Raw genomic sequence first — 24597 nt, 5'->3', positions numbered from 1 at the left:
CTCACGGTCGCCGTCGATCGTAGGAACCGGCACCGCGCAGCCGGAATCCTTTGCCGCTTCCTACGAAGGGGTTTCGGTGCCCTCGGCCGGCGCTTGGGCCGCTTCGACAAACGCGGTGGCGATCGAGCCCGATGTGGCCTCGACCTGCCAGGCGCGGGCGCCGGCGCGGGTGAGCTCCGCGGCGACCGACTCCGCGGTCAGCGGCTCGGGCGGGTTCCAGGCCACCCGGCGCAGCAGCTCCGGCGTGAGCAGGTTCTCGACCGGGAGCGAGAGCAGCTCCGCGATCTCGGTGACCACGGCGCGTCCCGCCTTCAGGCGCGCGTCGGCGGCCGGGTTGCGATCGCCCCACGCGCGCGGAGGGGGGAGCGTGTCGGCGGCCGGGCGGGTCGGGCTCGGCAGGTCCTCGGTCGTCGTCCCGCGCTCGATCGCGGCCCACCAGCGCTCGACCTCGCCGCGGCTGGCGCGGCCGGTGAAGTCGCGGCGGCCCGAGAGCTGGCCGATGCTGGTCGGGATGTTGCGGGCGACCGCGATGATCGAGGAGTCGGGGATCAGGCGGCCGGGAGCGATGTCGCGCTCGCGGGCGAACGCGTCCCGGGCCAGCCAGAGCTCGCGCGCCACGGCGAGGGGGCGCGGGCCGCGGAGCGAGTGCATGCCGGAGAGGCGGCGCCACGGATCCGGCGGGACCGCCTTCGGGGCGCGCGCGAGCGTCGCCTCGAACTCCTCGCGGGCGATGCGCGTCTTCCGCGCGGCGATGAGCATCTCCTCCATGCGGTCGCGGAGGTCCACGAGGAGCTCCACGTCCTTCGCGGCGTAGACGAGCCAGCTCTGGGGGAGGGGGCGGGTCGACCAGTCGGCGGCCGAGTGCTCCTTGGCCAGGTGGATGCCGAGGAGGTCCTCGACGACGGCGCCGAGGCCCACCTTGGGCAGTCCGAGGAGCCGGGCGGCGAGCTCGGTGTCGAAGATCCGCACCGGATCCAGGCCCACCTCGCGCAGGCAAGCGAGATCCTGGCTGGCGGCGTGGAGGACCCACTCCTCCTGGCCGATGACCGCCTGCAGGGCGTCCATCCGGCCGATGGCGGGGGGATCGAAGAGGAACGCGCCGGCACCGCGCCGGTAGACCTGGATCAGGTACGCGCGCTGCGAGTAGGTGAAGCCGGAGGCGCGCTCGGCGTCGACGGCGACGGGGCCCTCGCCGGCGGCGAGGGCGTCGACCGCGGCGAGGAACTCGTCGGGCGTGGAGAGGACACGGTAATCAGTCACGGTTGTTCCGTCGGAAGGCGAGCGGGGTCACACCGTCGCTCGATACGGGCGGGAGACCCGCGAGCATGCACAACAGCTCCCCCCACCCTTCCACGTGAGCGGCGAGCTGCGCATCATCCGGGCTCCAGGAGGCGCGGATCTCGATCTGCGCACCGTCCCCCTGAGCGGCCAGCTCGCCGAAGCCGGTGGAGAGCACCTTGGTCGCCGTGCCGGACGCGGCGGAATAGGAGGCGCCCCGCGCCCCGAGGGCGTCGATGAGCCAGGACCAGGCGACCTCGGCGAGGAACGGATCGGTGCCGATCTCGACCTCGAGCGGGGCCTGGGCGAAGCAGACGACACGGAAGGGGCCGCCCCACTGCTCGGGCTCCTCGGGGTCGTAGAGCAGGATGAAGCGCCCCGTGCCCAGCTCGGAGTCGCGTCCGTGCGCGTGCGGCGCGACGTCGCCCGACAGGGCGAGGGCCCAGGGCGCGAGACCCGACGGCGAGGCGATCTCGGACACGGTGAGCTCGGCGCGCGTGGCAGCGGCGCGAATCGACTCCGTCGCGACCCTGAACTCCTCGGGGAGCTGGGACGACGCTGGGAATTCGGGCACGGTCGCAGACTAGGGTTCCGACGCGCCCGGGACGCGGAGGCACGCCGGGTGGGCGGCTCTCAGCGCGTGCGGCTCCAGCGGGCGTAGACGGCCCCGGAATCGTCCGCGGCCAGGAGCGTCAGGGCGTAGGCGTCGTCGACGACGGCCGTGCCCGTCGCGACCGGGAGGCCCGGCAGGACGACGCGCGGCGAGGTGGTGAGGCACAGCTCGTCGACCCGGCCCGAGGCGAGGAACTGGCCCGAGAGCGAGGCGCCGCCCTCGCAGACGACGCGGTGCAGGCCGAGCCCGGCGAGAGCCTCCAGGAGCTCGTCGACGCCGATCCGCTCCGAGGAGGACGTGACCGGGACGACCTCGACGCCGGCGGGGAGCCCCTCCACCGCGCCGCGCGACTCCGGCACCAGCAGCAGGACCCGGGAGCCCTCCTGCAGCTCCAGGCGGTGCCCAGCGAGATCGCCCGAGGCGGAGACGACGGCGAGCGGGACCCGCCGGGGGACGCGGTAGCCCTCGGCGCGGACGCTCGCGGCTCCGACGAGGACGACGTCGGCCTGCTCGCGGACGACTCCGAGGATCGTGCGGTCGACGCGGTTGGTCAGCGTCTCGCTGGTGCCGTCGGAGCCGGTGCTGGAGCCGGTGACGCTCGCGATCATGTTCAGGCGCACGCGCACCGCCTCGTCGGGACGCCAGGCGTCCGCGACCGCCGCTCGCGCGCCCTCCTCGCCGATCACGATCGGCGGACCGGCGGGGACGAGCGGCCGGAGGATCATGCGGCCAGGTGCGCGCGGACCTGCCGCTTGGTACGGCCGAGCAGCGCGGTCATGCCGCGCAGGCGCAACGGCGAGACCGCCTCCGAGAGGCCGATGGTCTGCGGGAAGTCGTCGGGAACGGCGAGCACCTGCTCGGGGGTGAGCCCGGCCAGGCCCTGCGCCAGGATCGACGCGAAGCCGCGCGTCGTGGGCGCCTCGCGGGGAGCCGTGGCGTGCAGGTGCACGATCCCGCCCTCGACGTCGACGACGATGAAGACGGGCGCCTGGCACTCCTCCACGCGCTCGAAGAGGTCCGGGTGGTCGCGGTAGCGCTCGGGCAGGTCGGGGAGCTCGTTCGAGAACTCGAGTAGGAGCTGCAGGCGCTCCGGCTTCTCGAGGGCGAGGAACTCCTCGCGGATGTCGCGCAGAGCGTCGGGGAGCGTGGTGTCGGTCATCCGGTCCAGTGTCTCATCGGGGGAGGGGCGGCGGGCGGTCGCAGCGGAGGCCGGGAGCCCGGATCCGGCCCGTCGACGGGCGGATCGGCGCTCCCGGCCTCCGTCGTGACGCGTCAGCGGGCCGCGGGGGCCTCGCCGGGCTCGGCGCCCTGCACGATCGGGACGCGGACGGCGCTGCCCCACTCGGTCCAGGAGCCGTCGTAGTTGCGGACGCCCTCGAAGCCGAGGAGGTGGGTCAGCACGAACCAGGTGTGGGCGGAGCGCTCGCCGATCCGGCAGTAGGCGATGACGGAGTCGCCGTCCTTCAGCCCCGCGCCCTCGCGGTAGATGCCGTTCAGCTCGTCGAGGGGGCGGAAGGTGCCGTCCTCGGCGGCGGCCCTGCCCCAGGGCACGTTCTGCGCGCTGGGGATGTGACCGGCGCGCAGGGCGCCCTCCTCCGGGTAGGCCGGCGCCGTGGTGCGCTGCCCGGTGAACTCCTCCGGGGAGCGGACGTCGATCAGCGGGTTGCCGAAGTGCGCGAGGACGTCGTCCTTGAAGGCGCGGATCTCGGCGTCGCTGCGCTCGACGACGGGGTACTCGGCGGGCTCCGGGGAGGAGGCGTCCGTGGTCGTCGGGCGGCCCTCCGCGAGCCACTTGTCGCGACCGCCGTCGAGCAGACGGACGTCCTCGTGGCCGAAGAGGGTGAAGACCCAGAGCGCGTAGGCGGCCCACCAGTTGTTCTTGTCGCCGTAGACGACGACGGTGGTGTCGCGGGCGATGCCCTTGCCGCCGACGAGCGCGGCGAACGCGGCGCCGTCGATGTAGTCGCGCTGCACCGGGTCGTTGAGGTCGGTGTGCCAGTCGATCTTGACGGAGCCGGGGATGTGGCCGGTCTCGTAGAGCAGGACGTCCTCGTCGGACTCGACGACGACGAGACCGGGAGTGCCGAGGCGCTGCTCGAGCCAGTCGGCGCTGACGAGCCGTTCGGGGTGCGCGTAGGAGGCGAACTTCGGCGACGGATCGGTTTCGACGGACAAGGAGGACCTCCAGGATGGTGCGCGGAGCGCGGGCGTGATTCCACGGCGGGCTACGCTGGAGCCCGCCCTTCAGCGACAGTACGCGTCCGCGGACGACGCCGCACGGAGGGCGCCGTAAGAGTTCGACACAGAACCGCGGCGGCTCCGTGCCCGGTGCGGCCGCCGCCACTGAGCGCACGGACCCCCGCCGTGCGCAGGATGCGAGACGCGAGTGAGCCCCGACGACGTCCGATCGACGAGCAGCCTGACCGCCCGCTCGCCCCAGATCAGCGGGCACGAGATCGCGTCGACGCTGGTGCCCCCGCGCCAGTTCGAGGGCGCCACCTTCGAGAGCTACCGTCCCGACCCGGAGTACCCCTCGCAGGCCGACGCGGTGGAGGCTCTCCGCGCGTTCGCCGCCGGCGGCGGATCCAAGGGCGGCGGAGGCGGCTTCCTGGGCTTCGGCCGGAAGAAGGCCCCCGCGGTCAAGCCGGGCGTGTACCTCGACGGCGGCTTCGGCGTCGGCAAGACCCACCTGCTCGCGGCGATCTGGCACGCGGTGCCGGGCCGCACCTACTTCGGGACGTTCATCGAGTACACCGCGCTCGTCGGCGCGCTCGGCTACGCGGCGACCGTCTCTCTCCTCAAGGGCTCGGCGCTCCTGTGCATCGACGAGTTCGAACTGGACGACCCGGGCGACACGATGCTGATGACGCGGCTCCTCGGCGAGCTCGTCGCCTCCGGGACCCGCATCGCCGCGACCTCGAACACCCCGCCCAACGCGCTGGGCGAGGGGCGCTTCGCCGCGGCGGACTTCCTCCGCGAGATCCAGTCGATGGCCGCCCACTTCGAGACGATGCGGATCGACGGCACCGACTACCGGCGCCGCGACATCGAGGGCCACGCCGTGGTGCGCACCGACGAGGAGATCGACGCTCTCGTCGCGGCCGCCCCCGCCGGCTTCGTCGTCACCGACGACCCGTTCGCGGACGCCGTGCACCACCTGGGCACCGTGCACCCCTCCCGCTACATCAAGGTGATCGACGGCGTCGACACCATCGTGCTCCGGGGTGTCACCGCTCTGACCGATCAGACCGACGCCTTGCGCCTCGTGGCCTTCATCGACCGGGTCTACGACGCGCAGATCCCGGTCCTCGCCTCCGGGACGCCCCTCGACGAGGTCTTCGGCGGCGACATGCTGAGCGGCGGCTACCGCAAGAAGTACCTGCGCTCGATGTCGCGCCTCATCGCGCTCACCTCGATGGCGCCCCGCTCCTAGGGGCGGATCCGCTCTCATCCCGGCGTTCCCGGGCTCGTCGTCGTGCCGTCCGCCAGCGCGCCGTAACGCGCTTTTTACACAGGGGCCTCGGCCGTAACCTCCGCGAAACGCGGTGCCTCACGGGACGAAACCTCGCGCCACCAGACTGTCGGCTACCCGAGGTGACCCGACACCCGCGTGTCTCCAGGCCGTGCTCCGACGCAGCGTCCTCGCTCCGGGCTTTTCTCTGCACACTCACGAGAGGTTCAACAATGGATCAAGGCAATACCGCGTTCCTGCTCATCGCAGCCGCGCTGGTCCTGCTCATGACCCCCGGGCTCGCCTTCTTCTACGGCGGCCTGGTGCGTGCGAAGAGCGTCATCAGCATGATGATGCTCAGCTTCGGAGCCATGGGCCTCATCGGGGTCCTCTGGGTCCTGTACGGCTACGCGATCGCGTTCGGCAACGGCCCGTCCGGCCCCGCAGGGACCGACACCTTCGTCGGCATCGACGGCGTCCTCGGCATCGACACCGCCCAGATCGGCCTGCAGGGCATCTACAACGACGCGCTCGGCGAGCAGACGTCGGCCTTCCCGACGCTGGCCTTCGCCGCGTTCCAGGCGACGTTCGCGATCATCACCGTCGCGCTCATCTCCGGCGCCATCGCGGACCGCGCGAAGTTCGGCGCCTGGATGGTCTTCGCCGGCGTTTGGGCCACCGTCGTCTACTTCCCGGTCGCCTCGTGGGTCTTCAACTTCACCCTCGGCGACGACGCCACCGTCGTCGACGGCGGCTGGATCGCCTACGGCGTCGGCGCGATCGACTTCGCGGGCGGCACCGCCGTCCACATCAACGCCGGAGCGGCGGCCCTCGCCCTCGCCCTGGTGCTCGGCAAGCGCGTCAACTTCACCAAGGGCGCGCACCAGCCGCACAACCCGCCGTTCGTGCTCCTGGGCGCCGGACTGCTGTGGTTCGGCTGGTTCGGCTTCAACGCCGGCTCCGAGCTCGCCGCCGACGGCATCGCGGCCGTCGCCTTCCTCAACACCATCGCCGCTCCGGCCGCCGCGATCCTCGGCTGGCTCGTCGTCGAGAAGATCAAGGACGGCAAGCCCACCTCGATCGGCGCCGCCTCGGGCGCGGTCGCGGGCCTCGTCGCGATCACCCCGGCGTGCGCCAGCCTCTCGCCGTTCTGGGCGATCGTCCTGGGCGTCATCACCGGAGCCGTCTGCGCCCTGGCGATCGACCTCAAGTACCGCCTCGGCTACGACGACTCGCTCGACGTGGTCGGCGTGCACCTGGTCGGCGGCCTCATCGGAACGCTCTACATCGGCTTCTTCGGCACCGGCGTGGGCCTGTTCCTCACCGGCGACGCGAGCCAGCTCGGCAAGCAGGCCCTCGCGGCCTTCACCGTCCTCGCCTACTCCTTCGTCATGACGCTCCTCATCGGCTGGATCATCCAGAAGACGATGGGCTTCCGCGTGAAGAACGAGGACGAGATCGCCGGCATCGACACGGCCATCCACGGCGAGGCGGGCTACGTCCTGGCGGACTGACCCCCTCCTCCGCAGCACCCGACGGGGTGCCGGCTCTCCGGAGCCGGCACCCCGTCGGCGCGTCCGGGCCGGGCGACCGCCGGGCGCGCCCCCGCGGGCGGGCGGCTGAGAATCCGGGCTAGGGTTCCGGGGTGCCCTCCTCGCGCTCGGTCGTGTCCCTGCTCCTCCGACTCCTCGGCCGCGCGGTCGCCCCGCGGCCGGACGCCGGGCCCCGCCCGCAGCGCCCGTACCTGAGCACGACGGCGCCGACCCCGGGCGCGAGCGGAGTGGGCCGCACCGTCGAGGTCGACCCGTCGCGGCTCCGCGGGGTCCGCCTGGGCTACGCGCCCACGCCCGACGGCGACCCGGACCCGGGCGAGGTCGTCTGGACCTGGGTGCCGTACGAGGAGGACGACGGCCGCGGCAAGGACCGCCCGGTGCTCGTGCTCGCGGTCGAGAAGTCGGGGACGGTGCTCGCCGTGCGGCTGAGCTCGAAGGAGCACTCCGACTACCTGGCCGTCGGCACCGGCGGCTGGGACCCGGACGGGCGCCCCAGCTGGGTCGACCCGGAGCGCGTGTTCCGCGTGCACCCCGCCGGGATGCGTCGCGAAGGAGCAGCTCTGGAGCGTGCTCGGTACGACGCCGTCGCCCGGGTGCTCTCGGCGCGGTACGGCTGGCACTGAGCGCTCGACGTCGTCGAGCGGCCACGAGAGGTCGCCGCCGAGCGCCTCAGGGGAGATCCCTGCCCGTCGAACGAGGGCCGTGCTCCTCGGAGGAGGCGTCAGACCGGGTCGATCGGCACGAAGCCCGCGTACTTCGCGGCGCGGCCGTCCCCGGAGGACGTGCCGGTGAGCCTGCGCTGCACCCACGGCGCGACGTGCTGCCGGTAGTAGTGCACGGTTCCGCCGCGCCGGAGTGCGGCCTCGGGAGCGTCGGGCAGCGCGGCGGGCGGCGTGAGCCCGAGCGCCCGCAGGACCCGGTCGGCCACCCGCCGGTGCCCCCGCGGGCCGAGGTGCAGGCGGTCCTCCGACCACAGCTCCGGATCGGCGAAAGCGGGGTCGTGCCAGTTGTCGGCGACGACCACGTCGGTCCGATGGCTCGTCCGACGCAGGACGGCGTCGGTCAGCGCGTCCCCGCGGCGGCGGATGAGCGAGCCGAGCGGGAGCCGCGGCGACGGGTCGGCGCCGGCCAGGGCGATCAGCACGACGCCCTGCTCGTCGCAGCGCTCGAGCACACGGAGGTAGGCGTCGGCGATCCGCTCGATGTCGGCGCGCGGGCGCAGCATGTCGTTGCCGCCTCCGTTGAAGGAGAGGTGGGTCGGACCCAGGGCGAGCGCGGGCTCGAGCTGCTCGGCGAGGATCGGCGCGATGAGCCGGCCCCGGATCGCGAGGTTGGCGTACTCGATCCGCTCACCCGTGGCCGCCGCCCATCCCGCGGCCGCCAGATCGGCCCAGCCGCGCGGGGTGCCGTCCGGCCGCTCGTCGCCGACGCCCTCGGTGAAGGAATCGCCGATCGCGACGTAGCGGACGGCCGTCATCGGCGGGTTCCGGAGGTGCGCATCGTGGCACTGTACCGCTCCGCGGCCGGGCTCAGGCGCGGCGCCTCAGCGGGGTGACAGGTGCCGAGCGGACGCTGCTGGGGCGGTCCGGCGTCGCGGCGCCCGGCGCTGCGGCGAGCCGCTCCTCCTCGGGCCGGGTGCCGGGCCGGTGCTCGCGCTCGGGACGCGGGGCGGCCCGGAACCAGGCGGCCAGCGCGGAGGACCGGCGGTGCCTCCGGTGGTCGCGGTCCAGCTCGGCGGTGCCCCGGTAGCCGGAGCCCCGGGCGATGCGGTCGAGGCCGCCGAGAGCGACGGGGGTGCTCGCCATCAGGACGGCGGCCAGCTCGAGTCGGCGGAGGGCGAGGTGCTCGTCGAGGCCGAGCCCGTAGCAGCGGCGGAACCGCAGCCGCAGCAGCAGGGCGGGCATCCGCAGCTCGGCGGCGAGGTGGTGGACGGTGAAGCGCCGATCGAGGTAGCGCTCGTTGACGAGGGCGGCCGCCGCGATGGCGACGACGTCGAGCGGCCGGCGGGAGGCGGCGAGGCGGGGGGCGGGGGTTCGGGTGTCCAGGGGAGGCATGCACAGGAGACGCGCGAGGTCCCTGTTCGTGACGCGGAGGCGCGGAATGCGTTCGGGTGGCGCAGTGATCGGTGTCGGACCGGCTCGACCGGCAGGGGCTGTGCCATCGTCGGGAGGGGCGGAGTCCCCGACGATCCGGAACCGACACCCAGGAGGGGACCGCATGGCGCACGCCGCGCTGATCATCCACAGCGCACGGAAGGTCGACGCGGCCGGGACGGTGGAGGACCACTGGCTCCGCGCGCGGGACGGCGCGATCACGGCGACCGGCACCGGCACCGGCTGGCAGGCGCAGGCGGAGGGGGCGCAGCTGTACGACGCGCGGGGCCTCACCGCTGTCCCGGGCTTCCTCGACCTCCACGTGCACGGAGGGGGCGGTCACGGCTTCGACGGAGGAGCGGAGGCGATCCGCGCGGGCCTCGCGCTGCACCGCTCCCGTGGCACCACGCGCTCGCTGGTCAGCCTGGTCTCGGCGCCGCTGGAGCAGCTGGAGTCCTCTCTGGACGCGGTCTCGGCCCTCGCGGCCACCGACCCGCTCGTGCTCGGCGCGCACCTCGAGGGCCCGTTCCTCGCGCCCTCGCGCGGGGGAGCGCACGACCCCGCGGCTCTCGTGCACCCCTCCTCCGGCGCGGTCAGCCGGCTGCTGGACGCCGCCCGCGGACGCCTCGCGCAGATCACGCTCGCGCCCGAACTGCCGGGAGCCCTCGCCGCGGTGGAGCGGCTCGCCGGCGCCGGCACGGTGGTCGCGGTGGGCCACACCGAGGCGGACGCCGACCAGGCGCGGGCCGCGTTCGACCGCGGAGCCCGGCTGGTCACGCACGCGTTCAACGCCATGCCCGGGATCGGCCACCGCTCCCCGGGCCCGATCCCGGTGGCCCTGGGGGACGAGCGGGTCGCGCTCGAGCTGATCCTCGACGGCCGGCACGTGGACGTCGAGGTGGTGCGGCTCGCGTTCGCGGCGGCTCCCGGGCGGATCGCGCTCGTCACCGACGCGATGGCGGCGGCCGGGGCGGGTGACGGAGTGCACCGCCTCGGCCCGCTCGACGTCGAGGTGCTCGGCGGAGTCGCCCGGCTCACGGGCACCGCTGTGCTCGCCGGATCCACGCTCACGCAGGAGGAGGCCCTGCGGCGGGCCGTCGGGCCCGGCCGGCTCGGGCTGCAGGCGTCCGTCGCCGCCCTCACCGCCGTTCCCGCCCGCGTGCTCGGCCGTGGCGACCTCGGCCTGCTGGCCCCCGGGTACCGCGCCGACGTCGTCCTGCTCGACGCGTCGCTCCGCGTGCAGCGGGTCTGGGCCGAGGGGCGCCCGTTCCCCGACTCCGCGGACGGCGCGTCGCGACCCCGGGTCAGGGCGTCGGCGTCACGGTCCAGGTCCCCTCGGTCTGGACGGCCATGACGCCGGGCAGGTCGGCCTCGAACACCTCGGAGAAGGCGACGGAGTCGCCGAACAGCTGCGGCTGATCGGAGGTCGTGAACACACGGCCGGAGAACGAGTCGTCCGGACCCGCGGGCGTGTAGTCGACCGTCACGCGCGGGACGTCGTCGGAGAAGAACAGGACGGCCGGGCCGGTGCCGGACTGCGCACCGCTCACCGTCGCGAGGTCGTTCCAGCTCTGCAGGCCGAGCGTCCACGGCCCGTCGGCTCGGACGATCACCTGCTGCTCGACGGGGTCGTCGTGGAAGATCCCGGTCAGGAACGACCCCGTCATCGGGGCGGCGGCCTCGCCGAAGGGCGTCATCCGGCCCGCGGCGGTGACGATCGCCGTGCCGGTGCAGGCCGAGCAGTCCAGGCTCAGGACGACCGCGAACTCGCCCTGCCGCTGGAACGACACGTCGGCCGGGCCGGTGCCCGAGACGGTGGCGGGGACTCCCTCGCCGACCGGCCCGGCGTCGACGACGGTTCCGACCGGCTCGGCGGTCGCCGGAGCGGAGGGGGTCGGGCTCGGAGTGATCAGGTCGGTGATGGCGGGTCTCGGCGTCCGCGAGGCGGGCGCGGACGCCGTGGCGCCCGCCTCGGCCCCGCCGCCGGCGGTGCACCCGCCCAGCAGCAGGAGCCCCGCCGCTGCCGTCGTCGCCACTGCCGCTGTCGTCCCCCGAGCCCTCATGCGTCCAGACTGCCAGGGCTGGTCCGGATCGTCGTCCCCGGAGGGAGTCAGAGGAGCAGGGCGCCGAGGCCCGCGGCGGCGAGGACGACGATCCACGGGGGCACGGTCCAGCGCGTCAGCGCCACGAAGGCGCCGATCGCGAGCGCCAGAGCGCCGGTCGAGCCGATGCCCTCGGTCAGCACCGGGTTGTAGAGGGCGCCGCCGAGCAGTCCCACCACGCCGGCGTTCACGCCGGCCAGCGCCCTCTGCGCGACCGGCAGGTGCCGCAGCCGCTGCCAGAACGGGAGCACGCCGACCACGAGCAGAGCGCCCGGCAGGAAGATCGCGACCAGCGCGATCGCCGCCCCCGCGACACCGTCCGGCGTCCCCGCGCCCACCGCGCCGAGGAACGCGGAGAAGGTGAAGAGCGGGCCGGGCACCGCCTGCGCCGCCCCGTATCCGGCCAGGAACTCGCTCTGCCCGACCGTGCCGGCGCCGACCGTCTGCGCCTCCAGCAGAGGCAGCACGACGTGGCCGCCCCCGAACACCAGAGCGCCCGACCGGTAGAAGACGGAGGCGAGACCCGCCGCTCCCTCGCCGGTGAGCGCGGCGAGCAGGGGGAGGCCGACCAGGAGGAGCCCCCAGAGGGCGAGGGCCGAGACCGCGAGCGCCGTCGGGATCCGGACCGCGAACCCCGGGCCGTCGTCCGGAGCCCCCTCCTCGCGGCGGAGCCAGAGAACGCCGGCCAGGCCCGCAGCCGCGATCACCGCCACCTGCAGCGCGGGCTCCGGGGCGAGGAGGACGGCGACAGCCGCTGCGCCGGCGATCGTCGCGCGGCGGCGGTCCGGTGCGAGCGAGCGCGCCATCCCGAGCACGGCCTGCGCGACGACCGCGGCCGCCGCCGCCTGGAGGCCCAGGAGCCAGCCGGCGGAGGCGACGTCGCCCGCACCGGCGACGAGCCCGGCGACGAGGACCAGGGCGATCGCCGAGGGGAGCGTGAATCCGCACCACGCGGCGACCAGTCCGGCGAGTCCCGCGCGCTGCAGGCCGACCGCCATCCCGACCTGGCTGGACGCGGGTCCGGGGAGGAACTGGCACAGCGCGACGAGGTCGGCGTACGCGCGATCGGTCAGCCAGCCGCGGCGCACCACGAACTCCTCGCGGAAGTAGCCGAGGTGCGCGATCGGCCCGCCGAACGAGGTCAGCCCGAGGCGGAGGAACACGAGGAGCACGGGGAGGGCGCCGCCCCGCTGCAGCCGACCCGTCTCCGACACGGGGGCATCCTGCCAGACGGCGGTGTCCAGCACGCGTCGTGTCACCGGAAAAGGGACGATAAGCGGCCGGATAATTCCTCGCCCATTCTCCTCCGGTCGATGAAACGGTGGGTAGAAATACAGAACCCCTTCTCCTCCCCTCTGTTAGCCTGATCCGGCTTCCCTTTCCTTCTCGAGGAGAAGGTGATCCGCATCAGTAACGCGAGCGCTGCCGCTCGTTCACTGAACGCCTTCTCCTCCTCTTTCGATCGGTGTACCCGGAACGGTGACGATCGGAAAGGCTCTCTCTTCCGTGACTCCTCAGGACACTGCCGTCGGCGACTCCGCCGACTCCTCCCGCACCGGCTCCCGATCGGGCGTCAAGGCCCTCTCCGCTCTCTCCCGCCGCACGATCCTCGCCGGATCCGTCGCCGGCGCGGGCGCGATCGCCTTCGCGACGCCGGCCCTCGCGGCCGGCGACCTCACCGCGGTGCCCCGACTGCCCGGCGAGGTCTCGCGCCTGTCCACCGCCACGTCGAAGACGGGCGGGAAGCGCTACGAGATCATCGACGTCGTCGTCGCGGGGGACCGGGCGCGCCTGTTCGTGCCGCACGCGACGCCTCCGTCGCAGACCAGGGGCGCATCGATGCTCTGGTACTACCACGCCCGCAACGGCACCCACACGGCGCTCTCGAGCGCCTTCGCGTACTCGGCCGACCTCGCCGTGGACCGCGGCATCGTCAGCATCTGCCCGACCTACGGCGGCAGCATCTGGTCGAGCCCGCGGGCGATCGAGATCCAGGCCGCTGTCGCCGCCTGGGCCTCGTCGGTATGGCGGATCGACGCGAGCCTCCTCCGCTCCGACTCCGGGGGCGGGCCGCTTCTGACCTGGGCCTACGGGAAGCGGATGGTGCCGAACATCCGGGGCGCGTACCTCTGCAACAGCTCCTACGACATGGAGGAGCGGGCGGCGAGCGAACCGGACCGGATCGGCCCCGAGTACGCCGACGCCGCGGCCATCGCCGCCACCAACCCGGCGCGGCTGCCCGCGTCGGTGTGGCGCGGTGCGCGGCTGAGGATCACCGGATCGCCCGACGACAAGGTCGTGCCGTTCGCCCTGCACGGCGCCGCCCTCCACGCCGCGGCCCTGCCCCTGGCGAAGGAGGCGACGGTCCGCACCCACCCGGGGGAGGGCACCGACGGGCACAAGGTCCCGAGCTTCACCAACAAGGAGATGCTCGACACCTTCCAGCGCTGGATCACCGAGGGCCCCGTGCCGCAGACGGAGCCCGAGCCCGAGACGCCACCCGTGTCCACGCTGCCCGGCGCGGGCACCTACGAGAACGGCGCCGCGCAGATCGTCACCACCGGCACCTGGACGACGCTGAAGGCCACCGCGGACAGCGGCGGGAGCATCGCCTACTCGACCAGCTCCGGCGCCTCCGCGACGCTCGCCTTCACCGGCACGAGCATCGCCTGGATCAGCCGACTCACGTCGTCCTCCGGGATCAACGACGTCGAGCTCGACGGTGTGAAGGTCGCCTCCGTCGACCGCTACAGCGCGTCCACCCGCTCGAAGCAGACGGTGTGGAGCAGCGGACAGCTCGCCGCCGGGCCGCACACGCTGACGATCCGCCGGGGGAGCGGCCGCAATCCGGCCTCGACCGGGACCAACCTGCTGCTCGACTCCTTCGTGGTCGGCGACGCGACGCCTCCGCCGGCGACGACGCTGCCCGGAGCGGGCACCTACGAGAACGGCGCCGCCCCGATCGTCACGACCGGCACCTGGTCGACGTTGAAGGCGAGCACGGACAGCGGCGGCAGCATCGCCTACTCGACCACCGCGGGCGCCTCCGCCACCCTCGCCTTCACGGGTACCAGCGTGAGCTGGATCAGCCGCCTCACCGGCTCGTCCGGCATCAACGAGGTCGAGCTCGACGGAGTCAAGGTCGCGTCCGTCGACCGCTACAGCGCCGCGACGCGGTCGAAGCAGACGGTCTGGAGCAGCGGACAGCTCGCGGCCGGGCCGCACACGGTGACCATCCGCCGCGGGAGCGGCCGCAACCCGGCCTCGAGCGGCACCAACCTGATCCTCGACGCGTTCGTGGTCGGCGACGCCGCTCCGGTCCCCACGGTCACCGTGCCCACGCCGATCGCGGAGTGGTCCTTCGCCGAGAGCGCCGCCCCCTTCGCCTCGGCCGTCGCGGGCGCTCCGGCGCTCCGGCAGGGCGCGGGCTCCTCCGCCCGCGCCGTCGCCACGCCGTTCGGCACCGGAGTCGCCCTCAACGGGACGACGGACCACCTGGTCGTCCCCAAGGACGAGGTCGGCCCGCTCAACCTGGGCGCCTCGACCGGCCAGGTGACGATCGCGGTGTGGGTGCTCAACTCCGACGCGGACGGCGCCTGCATCGCGGGCGTCTGGGAGGAGTCGACGGTCGGGCCGCTGCGCTCCTATGCGCTGTTCAACAACCTCCCCGAGTACGGCGGCTGGGAGCGCGTGTGCATGCACGTCTCGAAGCTCGGCGGGCCGACGCCCGGCTACCCGTACTCGCGCGACTACTCGGTGGAGCCCCGCCGGATCACGCGCGGCGTGTGGCAGCTGCACGTCGGGACGTACGACGGCGCAGTCGCGGTCTCGTACCTCGACGGCGCCGCCACCGCGTACCCGGTGTACACCGACAAGCTCGGCGCGACCTACGCCAAGAACCCCTACGTCTACCCCGACGGCCTCAACGCGGCTCCGGGCGACTTCGTGGTCGGAGCGGTCGGCCGGGACGGCACGATGATCAACCGCTTCGCCGGCTCCCTCGCCCGACTGCGGGTGTGGGACCGGGCGCTGACCGCGGAGCAGGTGAAGCAGCTCTACTCGGCCGAGAAGGGCGCTCTCGGCTGACGACCCGAGGGCGGTGACACGAGTCCGAGAAGTGGATGATCCGCTTCTCGGACAAGGCTGTTCGAGCGATAGCGCGCGTCCCTCTTTCGAGGGTGGTGTTATCGGCTGAATACAGATCGGCGGGCGGCCGCTTCACGGCTGCTCCGCCGTTCTCCGCCGCCTGTATCCGCTGCGCGGGATTCCGTACTCAGGCGGACGTGCGCTCCCGGAGGGCCGTACGGCGGGGGATCATCGCCCGGCGGCCGCGCAGCCCTGTCCCGGATCTCGGAGTGCGGCCCCGCGCCAGATGCGCACCGGCGCGACCACCTCCCAGCCGAGGGTGAGGTAGAGGGCGCGGCCGTCCGTGCTGGCGACGAGGAGACCGCTCCGTGCACCCTCGGACCGGGCCCAGGCGGTGAGGGCGTCGACGACCCGCCGTCCCAGCCCGCGTCGGCGGAACCGCGCATCGGTCTCGATCCGGTCCAGGACCGCGACCGTCCCGTGCACGGCGGCGGTGCCCTGAGCGGCGACGACTCCGTCGACCAGCAGCCGGACGCTCGCCACTCCGTCGGCGGCCTCGAGCACGGCTCCCTCGAGCAGGGCACCCTCGGCGGTGCGGCCCGTGTCGAGGAGCGCCGCCATCAGGCTCTCGTCGCCCGACACGAGCTCCAGCCCGGCGGCGGGCGCGAGGCGGGCGTCGTCGCCCAGGCCGATGACCGTCATCCACTCCCGGGGCCCGGCCGTCTGCTCGGCGCCCGCCTGCAGCGCGGAGGGCGACGGATCGACCAGGATCCGCTCCCGCGTGCGCGACTCCGCTCCGACATCGACCAGCCATGCCCCGTCCTCGCGGACGCGCTGCACGCCGCGTGCCCGGCACCAGCCCTCGATCCAGTCGTCCACCCGCTCCGTCGTCGTGATCACGCCCCGAGAGTAGCCGCGACCGGACGGGCGCGATCGTGGAAGCGGGCTCTCCCGGCGGTGGCCGTCGTTCCCCGCCAGGACCGCCCTCGCCGCGGATCGCACCCCGCGCACCGCGATCCGCCGGGTCCTCCCGTTGTCAACCTCAGTGCCACGGCGCCGTCCCCGGCCCTACCGTCGGCGCGAGACATCCGCTGCACCGCCGGGACCCTGACGGCCGTGCCGAGAGTGAGGGGCCGATCCGATGCCCAGGCAGGACGGCGACCCGCGGAGCACCACCCGAGTGCTGCGCGAGCTGGTCTCCGCGTTCGAGGATCCGGGGGCCGTGCACCCGGCGCTCGCCCGGCAGGTGCGGAGCGCCGCCCGCGAGCTGCTCGGCGCGTCGGAGCGGGAACCGCTGCGCCTGCGCGTGCGGATGCCGACCCTGATGGTCCCGCGCTCGGTCGTGGACGAGGTGCCCGATCCGCCCCCGGTGCCGCCCGCCGCGCTCTGACCCGACGGCGCTCGTACACTCGGACGATGCGACACGGCATCGTCATCCTCCCGCAGGACCCGTGGGCCGAGGCCCGCCGGAAGTGGCAGTCGGCCGAGGGCCTGGGCTTCGACCACGCGTGGACCTACGACCACCTCTCCTGGCGCTCCCTCGCCGACCAGCCGTGGCACGCGACCGTCCCCACCCTCACCGCTGCTGCGATGGTGACCGAGACGCTCCGCCTGGGCACGTTCGTGGCCTCCCCGAACTTCCGCCACCCGGTGCCGTTCGCGAAGGAGATCGCGACGCTGGACGAGATCTCGGGCGGTCGGACCATCCTCGGGCTCGGCTCGGGCGGCACGGGCTTCGACGCGCGCGTGCTCGGGCAGCCCGACTACTCGCCCCGGCAGCGGCACGAGCGCTTCACCGAGTTCGTCACAGCCCTCGACGCGCTGCTGCGCTTCGAGGAGCCCGGCTCGGGCGGAGTGGACCTCGAGGGGGAGTGGTTCACCGCCCGCTCGGCGCGCATGGTGGGCGAGCCCGTGCAGAGCCCCCGCGTCCCGTTCGTCCTCGCCGCGAACGGGCCGAAGGGCCTCGCGCTCGTCGCCGATCGCGGGCAGGGCTGGGTCACCACCGGCCCGGAGGGAGTGTCGAGCGAGGAGTGGTGGCGGGCGGTCGCGTCCCTCTCCCGGCGGCTCGACGCGGCGCTCGAGGCGGCCGGGCGCGACCCGCGCACCGTCGAGCGCCACCTCTCGCTCGACTCCGGGAGCGACTACTCCCTCGAGAGCGTCGCCCGGTTCGAGGACATGGCCGGCCGGGCGGAGGAGCTCGGCTTCACGGACGTGATCGCGCACTGGCCGCGGCGCGACGGCGTCTACGCGGGCGACGACGAGGTCCTCTACGAGGTCGCCTCGCGCTTCTGACCGGGCCTCGGGGGCTCCGGAGCGGTCCTCAGACCGCGCGGGCGCTCCCGCGGTCGACGAGACGCGCGGGCAGGAGGCGGATCGACGGCTCCTCGCCGCGGGACGGCTGCTCGATCCGCTCGACGAGCGTGTCGACCAAGTGCGCGCCGAGCTCGGCGGCTCCTGTCTCGACGTAGCTGTAGGGGAGCGAGAAGTCGCGGGCGAACTCGGCCGAGTACAGGCTCACGACGGACAGCTGCCCGGGCACGGCGACAACGCGTCGGCCCAGGATCGCGGGAAGCATCGCGATGGTCCGGTCGCTGTGGACGACCAGCGCGGTGACACCGGGGTTGTCGTCGAGGAACGCCGTGACCATCGGCTCGACGGCGTCGGCGGCGGTGGCGGCAGGGCGCAGCACCAGCTCGATCCCGAGCCGACCGGCGGTCTCGAGAGCCGACTCGCGGAACCGGAGCCCGTAGGTCCCTCCGCGGTCGAAGACGCGCTCAGGCGGGGTGATGAGACCGATGCTCCGATGCCCGAGGGCGCCCAGGTGCTCGATCAGCAGGCGGGCCGCGTCGCCGAAGTCGAGGTCGAAGACGTCCACCCCGGAGGCGTCCGCGGGCACGCCGAGGGCGGCACCGGGCCGCCGCGAGGCGCGCAGGACGGGCAGCCGGTCGTCGTCGTCCGCGACGCTCAGGAGGATCAGTCCGTCGACCTGGCCGGAGCGCGTGAGCCGGCGGACGGCAGCCGCCCCGTCGGCCTCGGTGGCCAGCAGCACGTCGTAGCCGAGCTCGCGGGCGCGGGCCGTGATGGGGAGCACGTATTCGACCATCGCGGGCGCGAACTCGTCCGGGTCGAAGTGGACGAGCAGGCCGAGCGCCATGGTGCGGCGCGTCGCGAGCGCCCGTGCTCCGGCGTTGACCGTGAAGTCGAGCTCGGCGATCGCGTCCTCGATGCGCTTGCGCGTCTCGGGGGAGATGCTGCGCTTGCCGGAGAGGACGTACGACACCGTGCTGCGCGAGACCCCTGCCGCTTTCGCGACGTCTCCGATCGTGGCCATCTCCACCCCCGCTCGAACCGTGTCGAGAGTGGCAGTGCGGCGCGGCGCACGCAACTCGGGCGCCGCGTCCGCGGCCCGAGGACCGGACGCTGCGGCTCCGGCGCTCTGCTCGTCCACGGCGCGCTCGTCCCCGTCGCGGTCCGTCCGGTCCCGACGACACGCCGACGCGGCCGGGCGCACGAGGTGCCCGGCCGCGTCAGGGCGTTCTCGACGGATCAGCCGCAGCGCGCCGCACCGTAGGCCGGTGCCGTGGATCCGCTCGCCGCAGCGCCGTCGACCGTCCCCGCGATCCGCACGTCGAGAGCGCCGGCTCCGACGCTCGCAGCGCGGGTGCTGAAGGCGGCCGAGACCGTCTTGCCGGGAGCGACCCCGGTGAAGGTCTTCGTGCCCCAGGCCGAGCCGATCGTGATGTCAGCGGCGACCGCGCTGGTGTTGGTCGCCGTCCCCGTGATCGTGACCTTCCCCGCGGTGCAGCGCGAGGCCGCTGTGCCGCTCACCGTCAGGCCCGTGGTCCGCCCGACGAAGGGCGTGACCGAGATCCTGTCGATGTTGGGCGCGTACTGCGAGGTGAGCAGGACGCCGGGGAAGGTGTCGGAGAGGTAGGTCGTCCCGTCGAAGCCCGGGAGCTCCTTCGAGGTGATCGCGATGGTGTTCGAGCCCTTCCTGAGCGTGACCGGCACGCTCAGGTCCCACAGCTGGTTCTGGTGGAACGTGTGCGGGAAGAGCACGCGCTGCGTCACTCCGTTGACCGTGATGTCCGCGTGGCGGGCGAGCGGGTCGGGGTTGTAGTGCGTCGCGGGGGACTGCTCCTCGTTGGAGTAGCGCAGCGTGAGCGCGTAGGTCCCGTCCTGCTCGGCCTTCACGTCGCCGAAGGTCAGGGTCGAGTCGCCGTCGCGTCCGCCGCCGATGTTCCCGACGGCCTTGCCGCCCGACGCGAAGGACAGGTCGCGGAGCGTGGCGGGGCCGGTGATCGTGGCCGTCTCCGCCTCGTAGCTCGTCGTCGCGGGCGGGTTCGCGCTCGCTCCGATGACGATCCGATCGACGAGGAGCGTGCCGCTCGTGCCGACGACCTCGATCTTGTTCACGCCGCCCGAGAGGAAGACCTGACGGGTCGAGCTCGCGCCCACCGGCCCGACCTTCACGTCGTTGACGTAGAGGTCGCCGGTGCCGCCGCCCAGGGTGTCCACGGTCACGGAGGACGGCGCGTCCTTCGCGGAGTAGCCCCAGACGGTGGTGGAGGCGCCGCTGGTGACCTTCGCCGTGCCCGAGCCGGAGACGCCGGCGCGGGAGTAGTCGGCCGTCGCTCCGTTCTCGAGCGTGCCGGTCTCGGCCTCATGGATCGAGGTCGCGGCGGCCGCGCTCGGGAGGGAGAGCTCGATCTTGTCGACGATCGCGTCGCCCACGGTCGACTTCGTGCCGGCGAGGTTCTTCGCGGCGAGCGAGATCGTATGGGTGCCGGCGGTCAGTTTCACCTTGGTGTCCGCGTGGTCCCAGACCACGAACTTGTAGGCCAGCGGAAGGAGGATCTCCTGCTCCGCAGCGCCGTCGACGCTCAGGAACGCGTTGATCGGACCCTGCTGGGCGTTGGCGGCGTAGGTGTTGAGGGAGTTGGCGAAGACGCTGAGGTCGTACTCGCCGTCCTTCGGGACGGTGACCGCGAAGTCGAGCTTCAGGTCGCCGCCGGTGCGGATCCCGCCGACGTTGCGTCCGCCCGAGGTGTAGAAGCCGCCGACGTTGGTCGGCGAGCCCTCGGGTCCGTTGAGGTTCCGCGATCCGGTGTAGCGGGCGTCCTCGGCCTCGTACTTCTGGCGGAAGTCGACGGGTGAGGCGGACGGCGACGACGCGTTGGCGCCCGGGGTCAGGACGACCTCGTAGGCGGAGTCGACGTCGAGCGCGGGGAGGGATCCGCCGAAGTCCAGCGAGAGGGCGCCGTCCACGACGGACGCGTCGAACTCCTTGACCGTCTGCGGGGCTCCCGAGTCGCCGACCTGGCCGGTCCAGCGGATCTCGCTGACCTCCACGTGGACCTTCGAGCCGAAGGTGGCGGCCGGGATGCGCTCGAACGCGACCTTCTGCGAGCCGCCGACGCCTCCGAAGAGGGCTCTCGCCTGCTTGGCCGCGGTGTCGAGGGTCGCGACGCCCTGGAGGGTGTAGCTCTGGCCGGGCTTGGGCGGCGTGACCGCGACGGTGTCGCCGGTCATCGAGGCGTAGGCGTTGAGGAGCCACCACTGGCCGTTGGCGCGGTTGGCCTGCACCGCGGAGTCGGAGAGGTTGCCGTCGATGTTCCAGTAGGCGATGTCGCCGTCGACCTTCTTGTCCTCGAGCGCGCTGATCCACTGGACCATCTGGCCGGGCACGGAGGTGTGGTAGTTGAAGGCGTACTCGTTGAGGTTCACCGGCAGGTGCTTCCCGGCGTAGGACGTGCCCGCGTACAGCTCGTCCTCCCAGGCCCGGAAGCGGTCGACGTTGGTGCGGATCTCACCCGGGGCGCTCAGCTCGTGCCAGGTCATCACGTCGGGGACGGTGTCCTGCTCGAGCGTGTGGGTCATGAACCCGCGGACCTGGTCGTAGAGGACGCTGGTGTTCGGTCCGGCGATGCGGGCGTCGGGCATCCTGTCGCGGATCAGCGCGTAGGTGCTGTCCCAAGCCGCGAAGAACGCGGTCGGGTCCTCCAGCCAGCTCTTCCCGTTGTAGCTCCACTTCCCGTTGCCGAACATGTTGCCCTCGGGCTCGTTGAACGGCACGAACACGATGTTGTCCTGGTACTCCTCGGGGAGCGCGAGCACCTGATCGACCTGCGTGGCGATCTTCGCCTGGTAGTCGGCCAGCTTCTCCTGGGGAGTGCTGCCCGGCCACTCGTAGGGGAAGCCGCGGTAGATGTCCGTCATGTAGATGTAGGTGTCGCCGTCCGAGGTGTCGGCGACGGCCTTAGCGACGCTCAGCGCGTCCGCGCCCGGATGCTGCGGCCCGTCCTGCGCCTTGGTCGAGACCGTGCGCAGGTCGATCCCCTCGAGGAGGTTGTCGGAGGGGAGGCCCTCGCCGTAGACCCCGTAGAGGGTGCCGGACGCGCCGCCCATGAACTCCCCGGTGCTCGCGCCGAGGTCGATGGTCATCTCGTCGAGTGCGCGCACCGTGACGGTCGCCGTGACCGCGGTGCCGAGGCCGGTGACGGTGCCCTTCACGGTGAAGGTGCCGCGCTTCGCGTACGCGGAGGCGGGGACGCTCTCCCAGGTGACCGGGGCGTCGCGGTTCACGCCGTCGGAGTAGGTGGCGGGGACCCCCGGCAGGGCCGGCGCGACGCCGATGCCGGTGGTGACCGCGACGCTCGTCGAGAGAACGCCGGTGACGGCCGGCGCGGCGTCGCCCGCCAGACCCCGGACCTGAGCGGCGGTCAGAGCCCGGTTGTAGACGCGGAAGTCGTCGATCGCTCCGTCGAAGTAGGGGTGCACGTTCCAGAGCGCCCGGCCGATGTTGCCGCTCTTGGAGCCGGAGGCGGAGTAGAGCTGCTTCGCGAGGTCGACGGAGGCGGGAGCCGTCGCGACCTGCAGACCGTTGAGGTACAGGGTCACGGTCGTGCCGTCCATCGTCGCGGTGACGTTGACCCACTGGTCCTTCTGCAGCGGCGAGGAGCTGGAGACTCCGGTCTCGCCGCCGTCCTTCAGCTGCTTGATGATCGCGCGGGCGCTGCCGCCGTCGAACGACGGAGCGAAGGCCGACGCGGCGTCGGGGCTGATGCCCAGGCACCACAGCCACTGGAAGCCTCCGGTGCCGGACCACTTCGTCCAGGCGGAGACGGTGGTCTGCGTCACGCCCTGGAAGAGCCCGTTCGGCACGGTCAGGTACGGCGCGGAGGTCGAGTCCGCCGCGCCCCCGGGAAGGTCGATCGCGGTCGTACCGGCCTTCCGACCCGCGACGTACGTCGCTCTCGCGCTGTTGATGACGGTGCCGTCGAGCTTCTTCGACGAGAGGTCGGCGACCGTGGATCCGGACACCTGCCCCTGCTCGAAGTCGTACTGGAGGATGAGCGCGTCGGCGGGGACGGAGGTGTCGGCCGCGGAGGCGGACTCGGCGCTCGGGAGAGCGACGGCGAGGGCGGCGAGTGTCGCGGCACTCAGCGCGAGGGCGAGGGAGCGGGTGCCGCGCCTCGGGGAGGACATCGTTGTCACGCTGGTCACTTTCTGTGGGGACAGCCGGCCGGACGACGGCGGGCGTCGGTCCGGGGTCGGAGCAACAGTGCTTCGAACCGGTTCGACAAAACTAGGTTCCGCGCCTGCGACACGCAAGAGGACCTGAGAAGTTCCTCGTCCGGCTCGCAGGTGCCGGCGGTCGCTCGGGCTCTCGCCGGGACCCGTCAGCCCGCCGGAGCGGCCGTCGCCGCGGAGATCGGCGACCGGCCCGCAGGAGGACGTCCTGGACGCGGTCGAGGGGAGCCGCCCGGACTGGCTGAGCCCCGACGGCGTCCTCCCGCGGTGACCCGCAGGACCGCGGCGGCCTGTGCCGCGTGCGGGAGGATGAGGGCATGACGCTCCCTCCGCCGACGCTCCTCTCCCCGCCGCTCCAGGACCGGCTGGCCCGGTGGTTCGACGGGGAGGCGCCGCCGGCCCCCTCGGTGAGCTGGGCCCTGTTCGACCGCACCGGGCTGCTCGTCCACCACGGCCGCGGCGAGCACCGCCTCGACGGCGCCGCTCCCGGGCCCGGGACCGTGCACCGCATCGCCTCCATGTCGAAGAGCTTCGAGGCGGCGGCGGTGCTGATCCTGCGCGACCGCGGGCTGCTCCGCCTCGACGACCGCGTCGCCGACCACGTGCCGGAGTTCACCGACCCGCTCGACTCCGCGGGCCTGCCGCTGCCCGTGACGGTCAGGATGCTCCTCAGCAACTGCTCGGGGCTCCCGGAGGACAACGGCTGGGCCGACGACGTCATGGCTCTGACGCGGGAGGAGTTCCTCGAGGTCGTCAGCCGCGGGCTGACCTTCACGGAGCGGCCGGGTGAGGTCTACCAGTACTCCAACATCGGCTTCTGGCTGCTCGGCGTGCTCGTCGAGAACGTGACCGGGGAGGACTTCCCGTCCTTCGCGACGCGGACGATCCTCGAGCCGCTCGGCCTCCACGACACCCGCTACGACAGCGGCGACTACCCCGACGGCACCGACCTCGCGGCCGGCTTCAGCACCTTCGACGACGGAGCGACCTGGGTGCCCCGCCCCGTCACCGGCACCGGAGCGGGCGCCTGCGCCGCGAGCATGTTCAGCACGGTCGGCGACATCGCCCGCTGGAGCGGCTGGCTCTCCTCCGCGTTCGAGGGCGAGGACGGCGCGGACGACGACCCGGTGCTGAGCCGCGCCTCCCGCCGCGAGATGCAGCGCGGCTGGACGCCGGTCCCCGCGCTGAGCCCTCGCGCCGTCGAGAGCACGCTCGACGGCTCCGCGTACGGGTTCGGCCTCGTCGTCGAGCACGACGTCCGCTTCGGCGGGATCGCCCACCACTCCGGCGGCCTGCCGGGCTGGTCGTCGAACATGCGCTGGCATCTGGAGTCGGGCCTGGGGGCCGTGGTCTTCGCGACCGCGAACGGGGCGAAGCTCGCCGCCGCCGCGACGGGACTCCTCCGCGCCGCCCTCGAGGACACCGCTCCGCCGGCGCGGACCATCACCCTCCTCCCGTCGACGCTCGCCGCGGCCGCCGCCGTCGAGGCCGCGATCGTCGCGGGAGACCTCACCCGGGCGGGGGAGCCGGGCAGCGGCGCCCTGTTCAGCCCCAACCTGCTGAGCGATGTGCCGGCCGACGTGCGCGCCCGCCGCCTCGCCACGGCGATCGCGGAGATCGGCGGGCTCGCCGAGGACCCGACCGCGAGGCCGCTGGTGGAGCGGCTGCTCTGGAGCGCCTCCGCGGCGCAGGCGGCCTTCCTCCTGCCGGGCCGCGACGGAGAGCTCGAGTGCCTGCTCGAGACCACGCCGACCGTCCCGGCCCTGGTCCAGCGCCTCGAGATCGTCGTGCGCGAGGCTCCGACGGCTGCCCTCCCGGTCGTGCGCTTCTACCGTCCTCGGGCCGGCTAGCGGTCGAAGACGAGGCGCGGACGCGGCGGACCTCGACG

20 protein-coding genes are annotated in these 24597 nt (G+C 73.3%); 8 read left to right on the top strand and 12 right to left on the bottom strand.

All coding sequences use genetic code 11. The annotated features are described in order from the left end of the window. Positions 1-60: 60 nt before the first annotated feature. The 5 genes from C5C37_RS03935 to C5C37_RS03915 form a co-directional block, all read right to left on the bottom strand. The gene (locus C5C37_RS03935; protein WP_104222092.1) at positions 61-1260 is read right to left on the bottom strand and encodes a ribonuclease D; all 1200 of its coding nucleotides are present in this window, start codon (positions 1258-1260) and stop codon (positions 61-63) included. Then, on the bottom strand, positions 1253-1852 hold the full coding sequence (locus C5C37_RS03930) for a DUF3000 domain-containing protein (protein WP_104222090.1): 600 nt from the start codon (positions 1850-1852) through the stop codon (positions 1253-1255). Before C5C37_RS03930 ends, C5C37_RS03935 begins: the two co-directional genes overlap by 8 nt. A 59-nt stretch (positions 1853-1911) precedes the next feature. After that, entirely contained in the window at positions 1912-2616 is a 705-nt protein-coding gene (locus tag C5C37_RS03925) for a dihydrofolate reductase family protein (RefSeq protein WP_104337292.1), read from the bottom strand. Further along, positions 2613-3050, bottom strand: coding sequence for a SufE family protein (locus C5C37_RS03920; RefSeq protein ID WP_104222086.1), 438 nt, complete (start codon positions 3048-3050; stop codon positions 2613-2615). Before C5C37_RS03920 ends, C5C37_RS03925 begins: the two co-directional genes overlap by 4 nt. A gap of 113 nt (positions 3051-3163) precedes the next feature. After that, positions 3164-4066, bottom strand: coding sequence for a sulfurtransferase (locus C5C37_RS03915; RefSeq protein ID WP_104232576.1), 903 nt, complete (start codon positions 4064-4066; stop codon positions 3164-3166). A 211-nt stretch (positions 4067-4277) separates the two neighbouring features. Here C5C37_RS03915 and zapE point away from each other — a divergent pair, with 211 nt between their 5' ends. The 3 genes from zapE (at position 4278) to C5C37_RS03900 (ending at position 7518) form a co-directional block, all read left to right on the top strand. Continuing rightward, positions 4278-5324: a cell division protein ZapE gene (zapE, locus tag C5C37_RS03910; RefSeq protein WP_104248036.1), complete on the top strand. Its 1047-nt coding sequence runs from the start codon at positions 4278-4280 to the stop codon at positions 5322-5324. A 251-nt stretch (positions 5325-5575) separates the two neighbouring features. Continuing rightward, positions 5576-6856, top strand: coding sequence for an ammonium transporter (locus tag C5C37_RS03905; protein ID WP_104225239.1), 1281 nt, complete (start codon positions 5576-5578; stop codon positions 6854-6856). Positions 6857-6987: 131 nt separating this feature from the next. Continuing rightward, the gene (locus C5C37_RS03900) at positions 6988-7518 is read left to right on the top strand and encodes a type II toxin-antitoxin system PemK/MazF family toxin (protein ID WP_167299028.1); all 531 of its coding nucleotides are present in this window, start codon (positions 6988-6990) and stop codon (positions 7516-7518) included. A gap of 98 nt (positions 7519-7616) precedes the next feature. Here C5C37_RS03900 and C5C37_RS03895 read toward each other — a convergent pair whose 3' ends face one another. Continuing rightward, positions 7617-8372, bottom strand: coding sequence for an SGNH/GDSL hydrolase family protein (locus C5C37_RS03895; RefSeq protein ID WP_104338495.1), 756 nt, complete (start codon positions 8370-8372; stop codon positions 7617-7619). Between the two features lie 52 nt (positions 8373-8424). Next, positions 8425-8949 carry a hypothetical protein gene (locus C5C37_RS03890; RefSeq protein WP_104225241.1) on the bottom strand — a complete coding sequence of 175 codons (525 nt, stop codon included), beginning with the start codon at positions 8947-8949 and terminating at the stop codon, positions 8425-8427. A 163-nt stretch (positions 8950-9112) separates the two neighbouring features. Here C5C37_RS03890 and C5C37_RS03885 point away from each other — a divergent pair, with 163 nt between their 5' ends. Further along, a complete protein-coding gene (locus C5C37_RS03885) occupies positions 9113-10342 on the top strand; it encodes an N-acetylglucosamine-6-phosphate deacetylase (protein WP_104338494.1) in 1230 nt (409 codons plus the stop codon). Here the strand turns inward: C5C37_RS03885 and C5C37_RS03880 are convergent. Together C5C37_RS03880 and chrA are read right to left on the bottom strand one after the other, a co-directional pair. Then, a complete protein-coding gene (locus C5C37_RS03880) occupies positions 10293-11024 on the bottom strand; it encodes a hypothetical protein (protein WP_104260710.1) in 732 nt (243 codons plus the stop codon). The two genes, C5C37_RS03885 and C5C37_RS03880, sit on opposite strands and share 50 nt — an antisense overlap. Before the next feature lie 74 nt (positions 11025-11098). Then, a complete protein-coding gene (gene chrA / locus C5C37_RS03875; RefSeq protein ID WP_258074031.1) occupies positions 11099-12304 on the bottom strand; it encodes a chromate efflux transporter in 1206 nt (401 codons plus the stop codon). A gap of 292 nt (positions 12305-12596) precedes the next feature. Between chrA and C5C37_RS03870 the strand changes: the two genes are divergently transcribed. Next, positions 12597-15176: a LamG-like jellyroll fold domain-containing protein gene (locus tag C5C37_RS03870; protein WP_104260708.1), complete on the top strand. Its 2580-nt coding sequence runs from the start codon at positions 12597-12599 to the stop codon at positions 15174-15176. Between the two features lie 228 nt (positions 15177-15404). On the opposite strand, the gene C5C37_RS03865 is transcribed toward C5C37_RS03870, so the two are convergent. Beyond that, positions 15405-16076, bottom strand: coding sequence for a GNAT family N-acetyltransferase (locus C5C37_RS03865; RefSeq protein WP_219814459.1), 672 nt, complete (start codon positions 16074-16076; stop codon positions 15405-15407). Positions 16077-16317: 241 nt separating this feature from the next. Here C5C37_RS03865 and C5C37_RS03860 point away from each other — a divergent pair, with 241 nt between their 5' ends. Both C5C37_RS03860 and C5C37_RS03855 read left to right on the top strand, forming a co-directional pair. After that, complete coding sequence (locus C5C37_RS03860; protein WP_146076891.1) at positions 16318-16566, top strand: hypothetical protein; 249 nt, start codon at positions 16318-16320, stop codon at positions 16564-16566. Positions 16567-16592: 26 nt separating this feature from the next. Next, positions 16593-17468 (top strand): LLM class flavin-dependent oxidoreductase, encoded by an 876-nt coding sequence (locus C5C37_RS03855; RefSeq protein ID WP_104338493.1) that lies wholly within the window; start codon positions 16593-16595, stop codon positions 17466-17468. Positions 17469-17496: 28 nt separating this feature from the next. Here the strand turns inward: C5C37_RS03855 and C5C37_RS03850 are convergent, their stop codons facing one another. Together C5C37_RS03850 and C5C37_RS03845 are read right to left on the bottom strand one after the other, a co-directional pair. Then, on the bottom strand, positions 17497-18507 hold the full coding sequence (locus C5C37_RS03850; protein WP_104338504.1) for a LacI family DNA-binding transcriptional regulator: 1011 nt from the start codon (positions 18505-18507) through the stop codon (positions 17497-17499). Between the two features lie 215 nt (positions 18508-18722). After that, positions 18723-22664 carry a LamG-like jellyroll fold domain-containing protein gene (locus C5C37_RS03845; RefSeq protein WP_104338492.1) on the bottom strand — a complete coding sequence of 1314 codons (3942 nt, stop codon included), beginning with the start codon at positions 22662-22664 and terminating at the stop codon, positions 18723-18725. 362 nt (positions 22665-23026) lie between these two features. On the opposite strand from C5C37_RS03845, the gene C5C37_RS03840 reads away from it, so the two are divergent. Next, on the top strand, positions 23027-24559 hold the full coding sequence (locus C5C37_RS03840; protein WP_104338491.1) for a serine hydrolase: 1533 nt from the start codon (positions 23027-23029) through the stop codon (positions 24557-24559). Positions 24560-24597 lie beyond the last annotated feature (38 nt).

It is taken from the genome of Rathayibacter sp. AY1F9, from assembly GCF_002932155.1.
Lineage (GTDB): Bacteria > Actinomycetota > Actinomycetes > Actinomycetales > Microbacteriaceae > Rathayibacter.
Note: the sequence above shows the minus strand (reverse complement) of the source record. Positions and strands in the feature narration are given on the sequence as shown.

Bases quoted from the DNA above. Each gene is read 5' to 3' on its own strand.
- C5C37_RS03925 (WP_104337292.1), bottom strand. From the start codon at position 2,616: ATGATCCTCCGGCCGCTCGTCCCCGCCGGTCCGCCGATCGTGATCGGC.
- C5C37_RS03920 (WP_104222086.1), bottom strand. From the start codon at position 3,050: ATGACCGACACCACGCTCCCCGACGCTCTGCGCGACATCCGCGAGGAG.
- C5C37_RS03905 (WP_104225239.1), top strand. From the start codon at position 5,576: ATGGATCAAGGCAATACCGCGTTCCTGCTCATCGCAGCCGCGCTGGTC.
- C5C37_RS03895 (WP_104338495.1), bottom strand. From the start codon at position 8,372: ATGACGGCCGTCCGCTACGTCGCGATCGGCGATTCCTTCACCGAGGGC.
- C5C37_RS03890 (WP_104225241.1), bottom strand. From the start codon at position 8,949: ATGCCTCCCCTGGACACCCGAACCCCCGCCCCCCGCCTCGCCGCCTCC.
- C5C37_RS03885 (WP_104338494.1), top strand. From the start codon at position 9,113: ATGGCGCACGCCGCGCTGATCATCCACAGCGCACGGAAGGTCGACGCG.
- C5C37_RS03860 (WP_146076891.1), top strand. From the start codon at position 16,318: ATGCCCAGGCAGGACGGCGACCCGCGGAGCACCACCCGAGTGCTGCGC.
- C5C37_RS03855 (WP_104338493.1), top strand. From the start codon at position 16,593: ATGCGACACGGCATCGTCATCCTCCCGCAGGACCCGTGGGCCGAGGCC.
- C5C37_RS03850 (WP_104338504.1), bottom strand. From the start codon at position 18,507: ATGGCCACGATCGGAGACGTCGCGAAAGCGGCAGGGGTCTCGCGCAGC.
- C5C37_RS03845 (WP_104338492.1), bottom strand. From the start codon at position 22,664: ATGTCCTCCCCGAGGCGCGGCACCCGCTCCCTCGCCCTCGCGCTGAGT.
- C5C37_RS03840 (WP_104338491.1), top strand. From the start codon at position 23,027: ATGACGCTCCCTCCGCCGACGCTCCTCTCCCCGCCGCTCCAGGACCGG.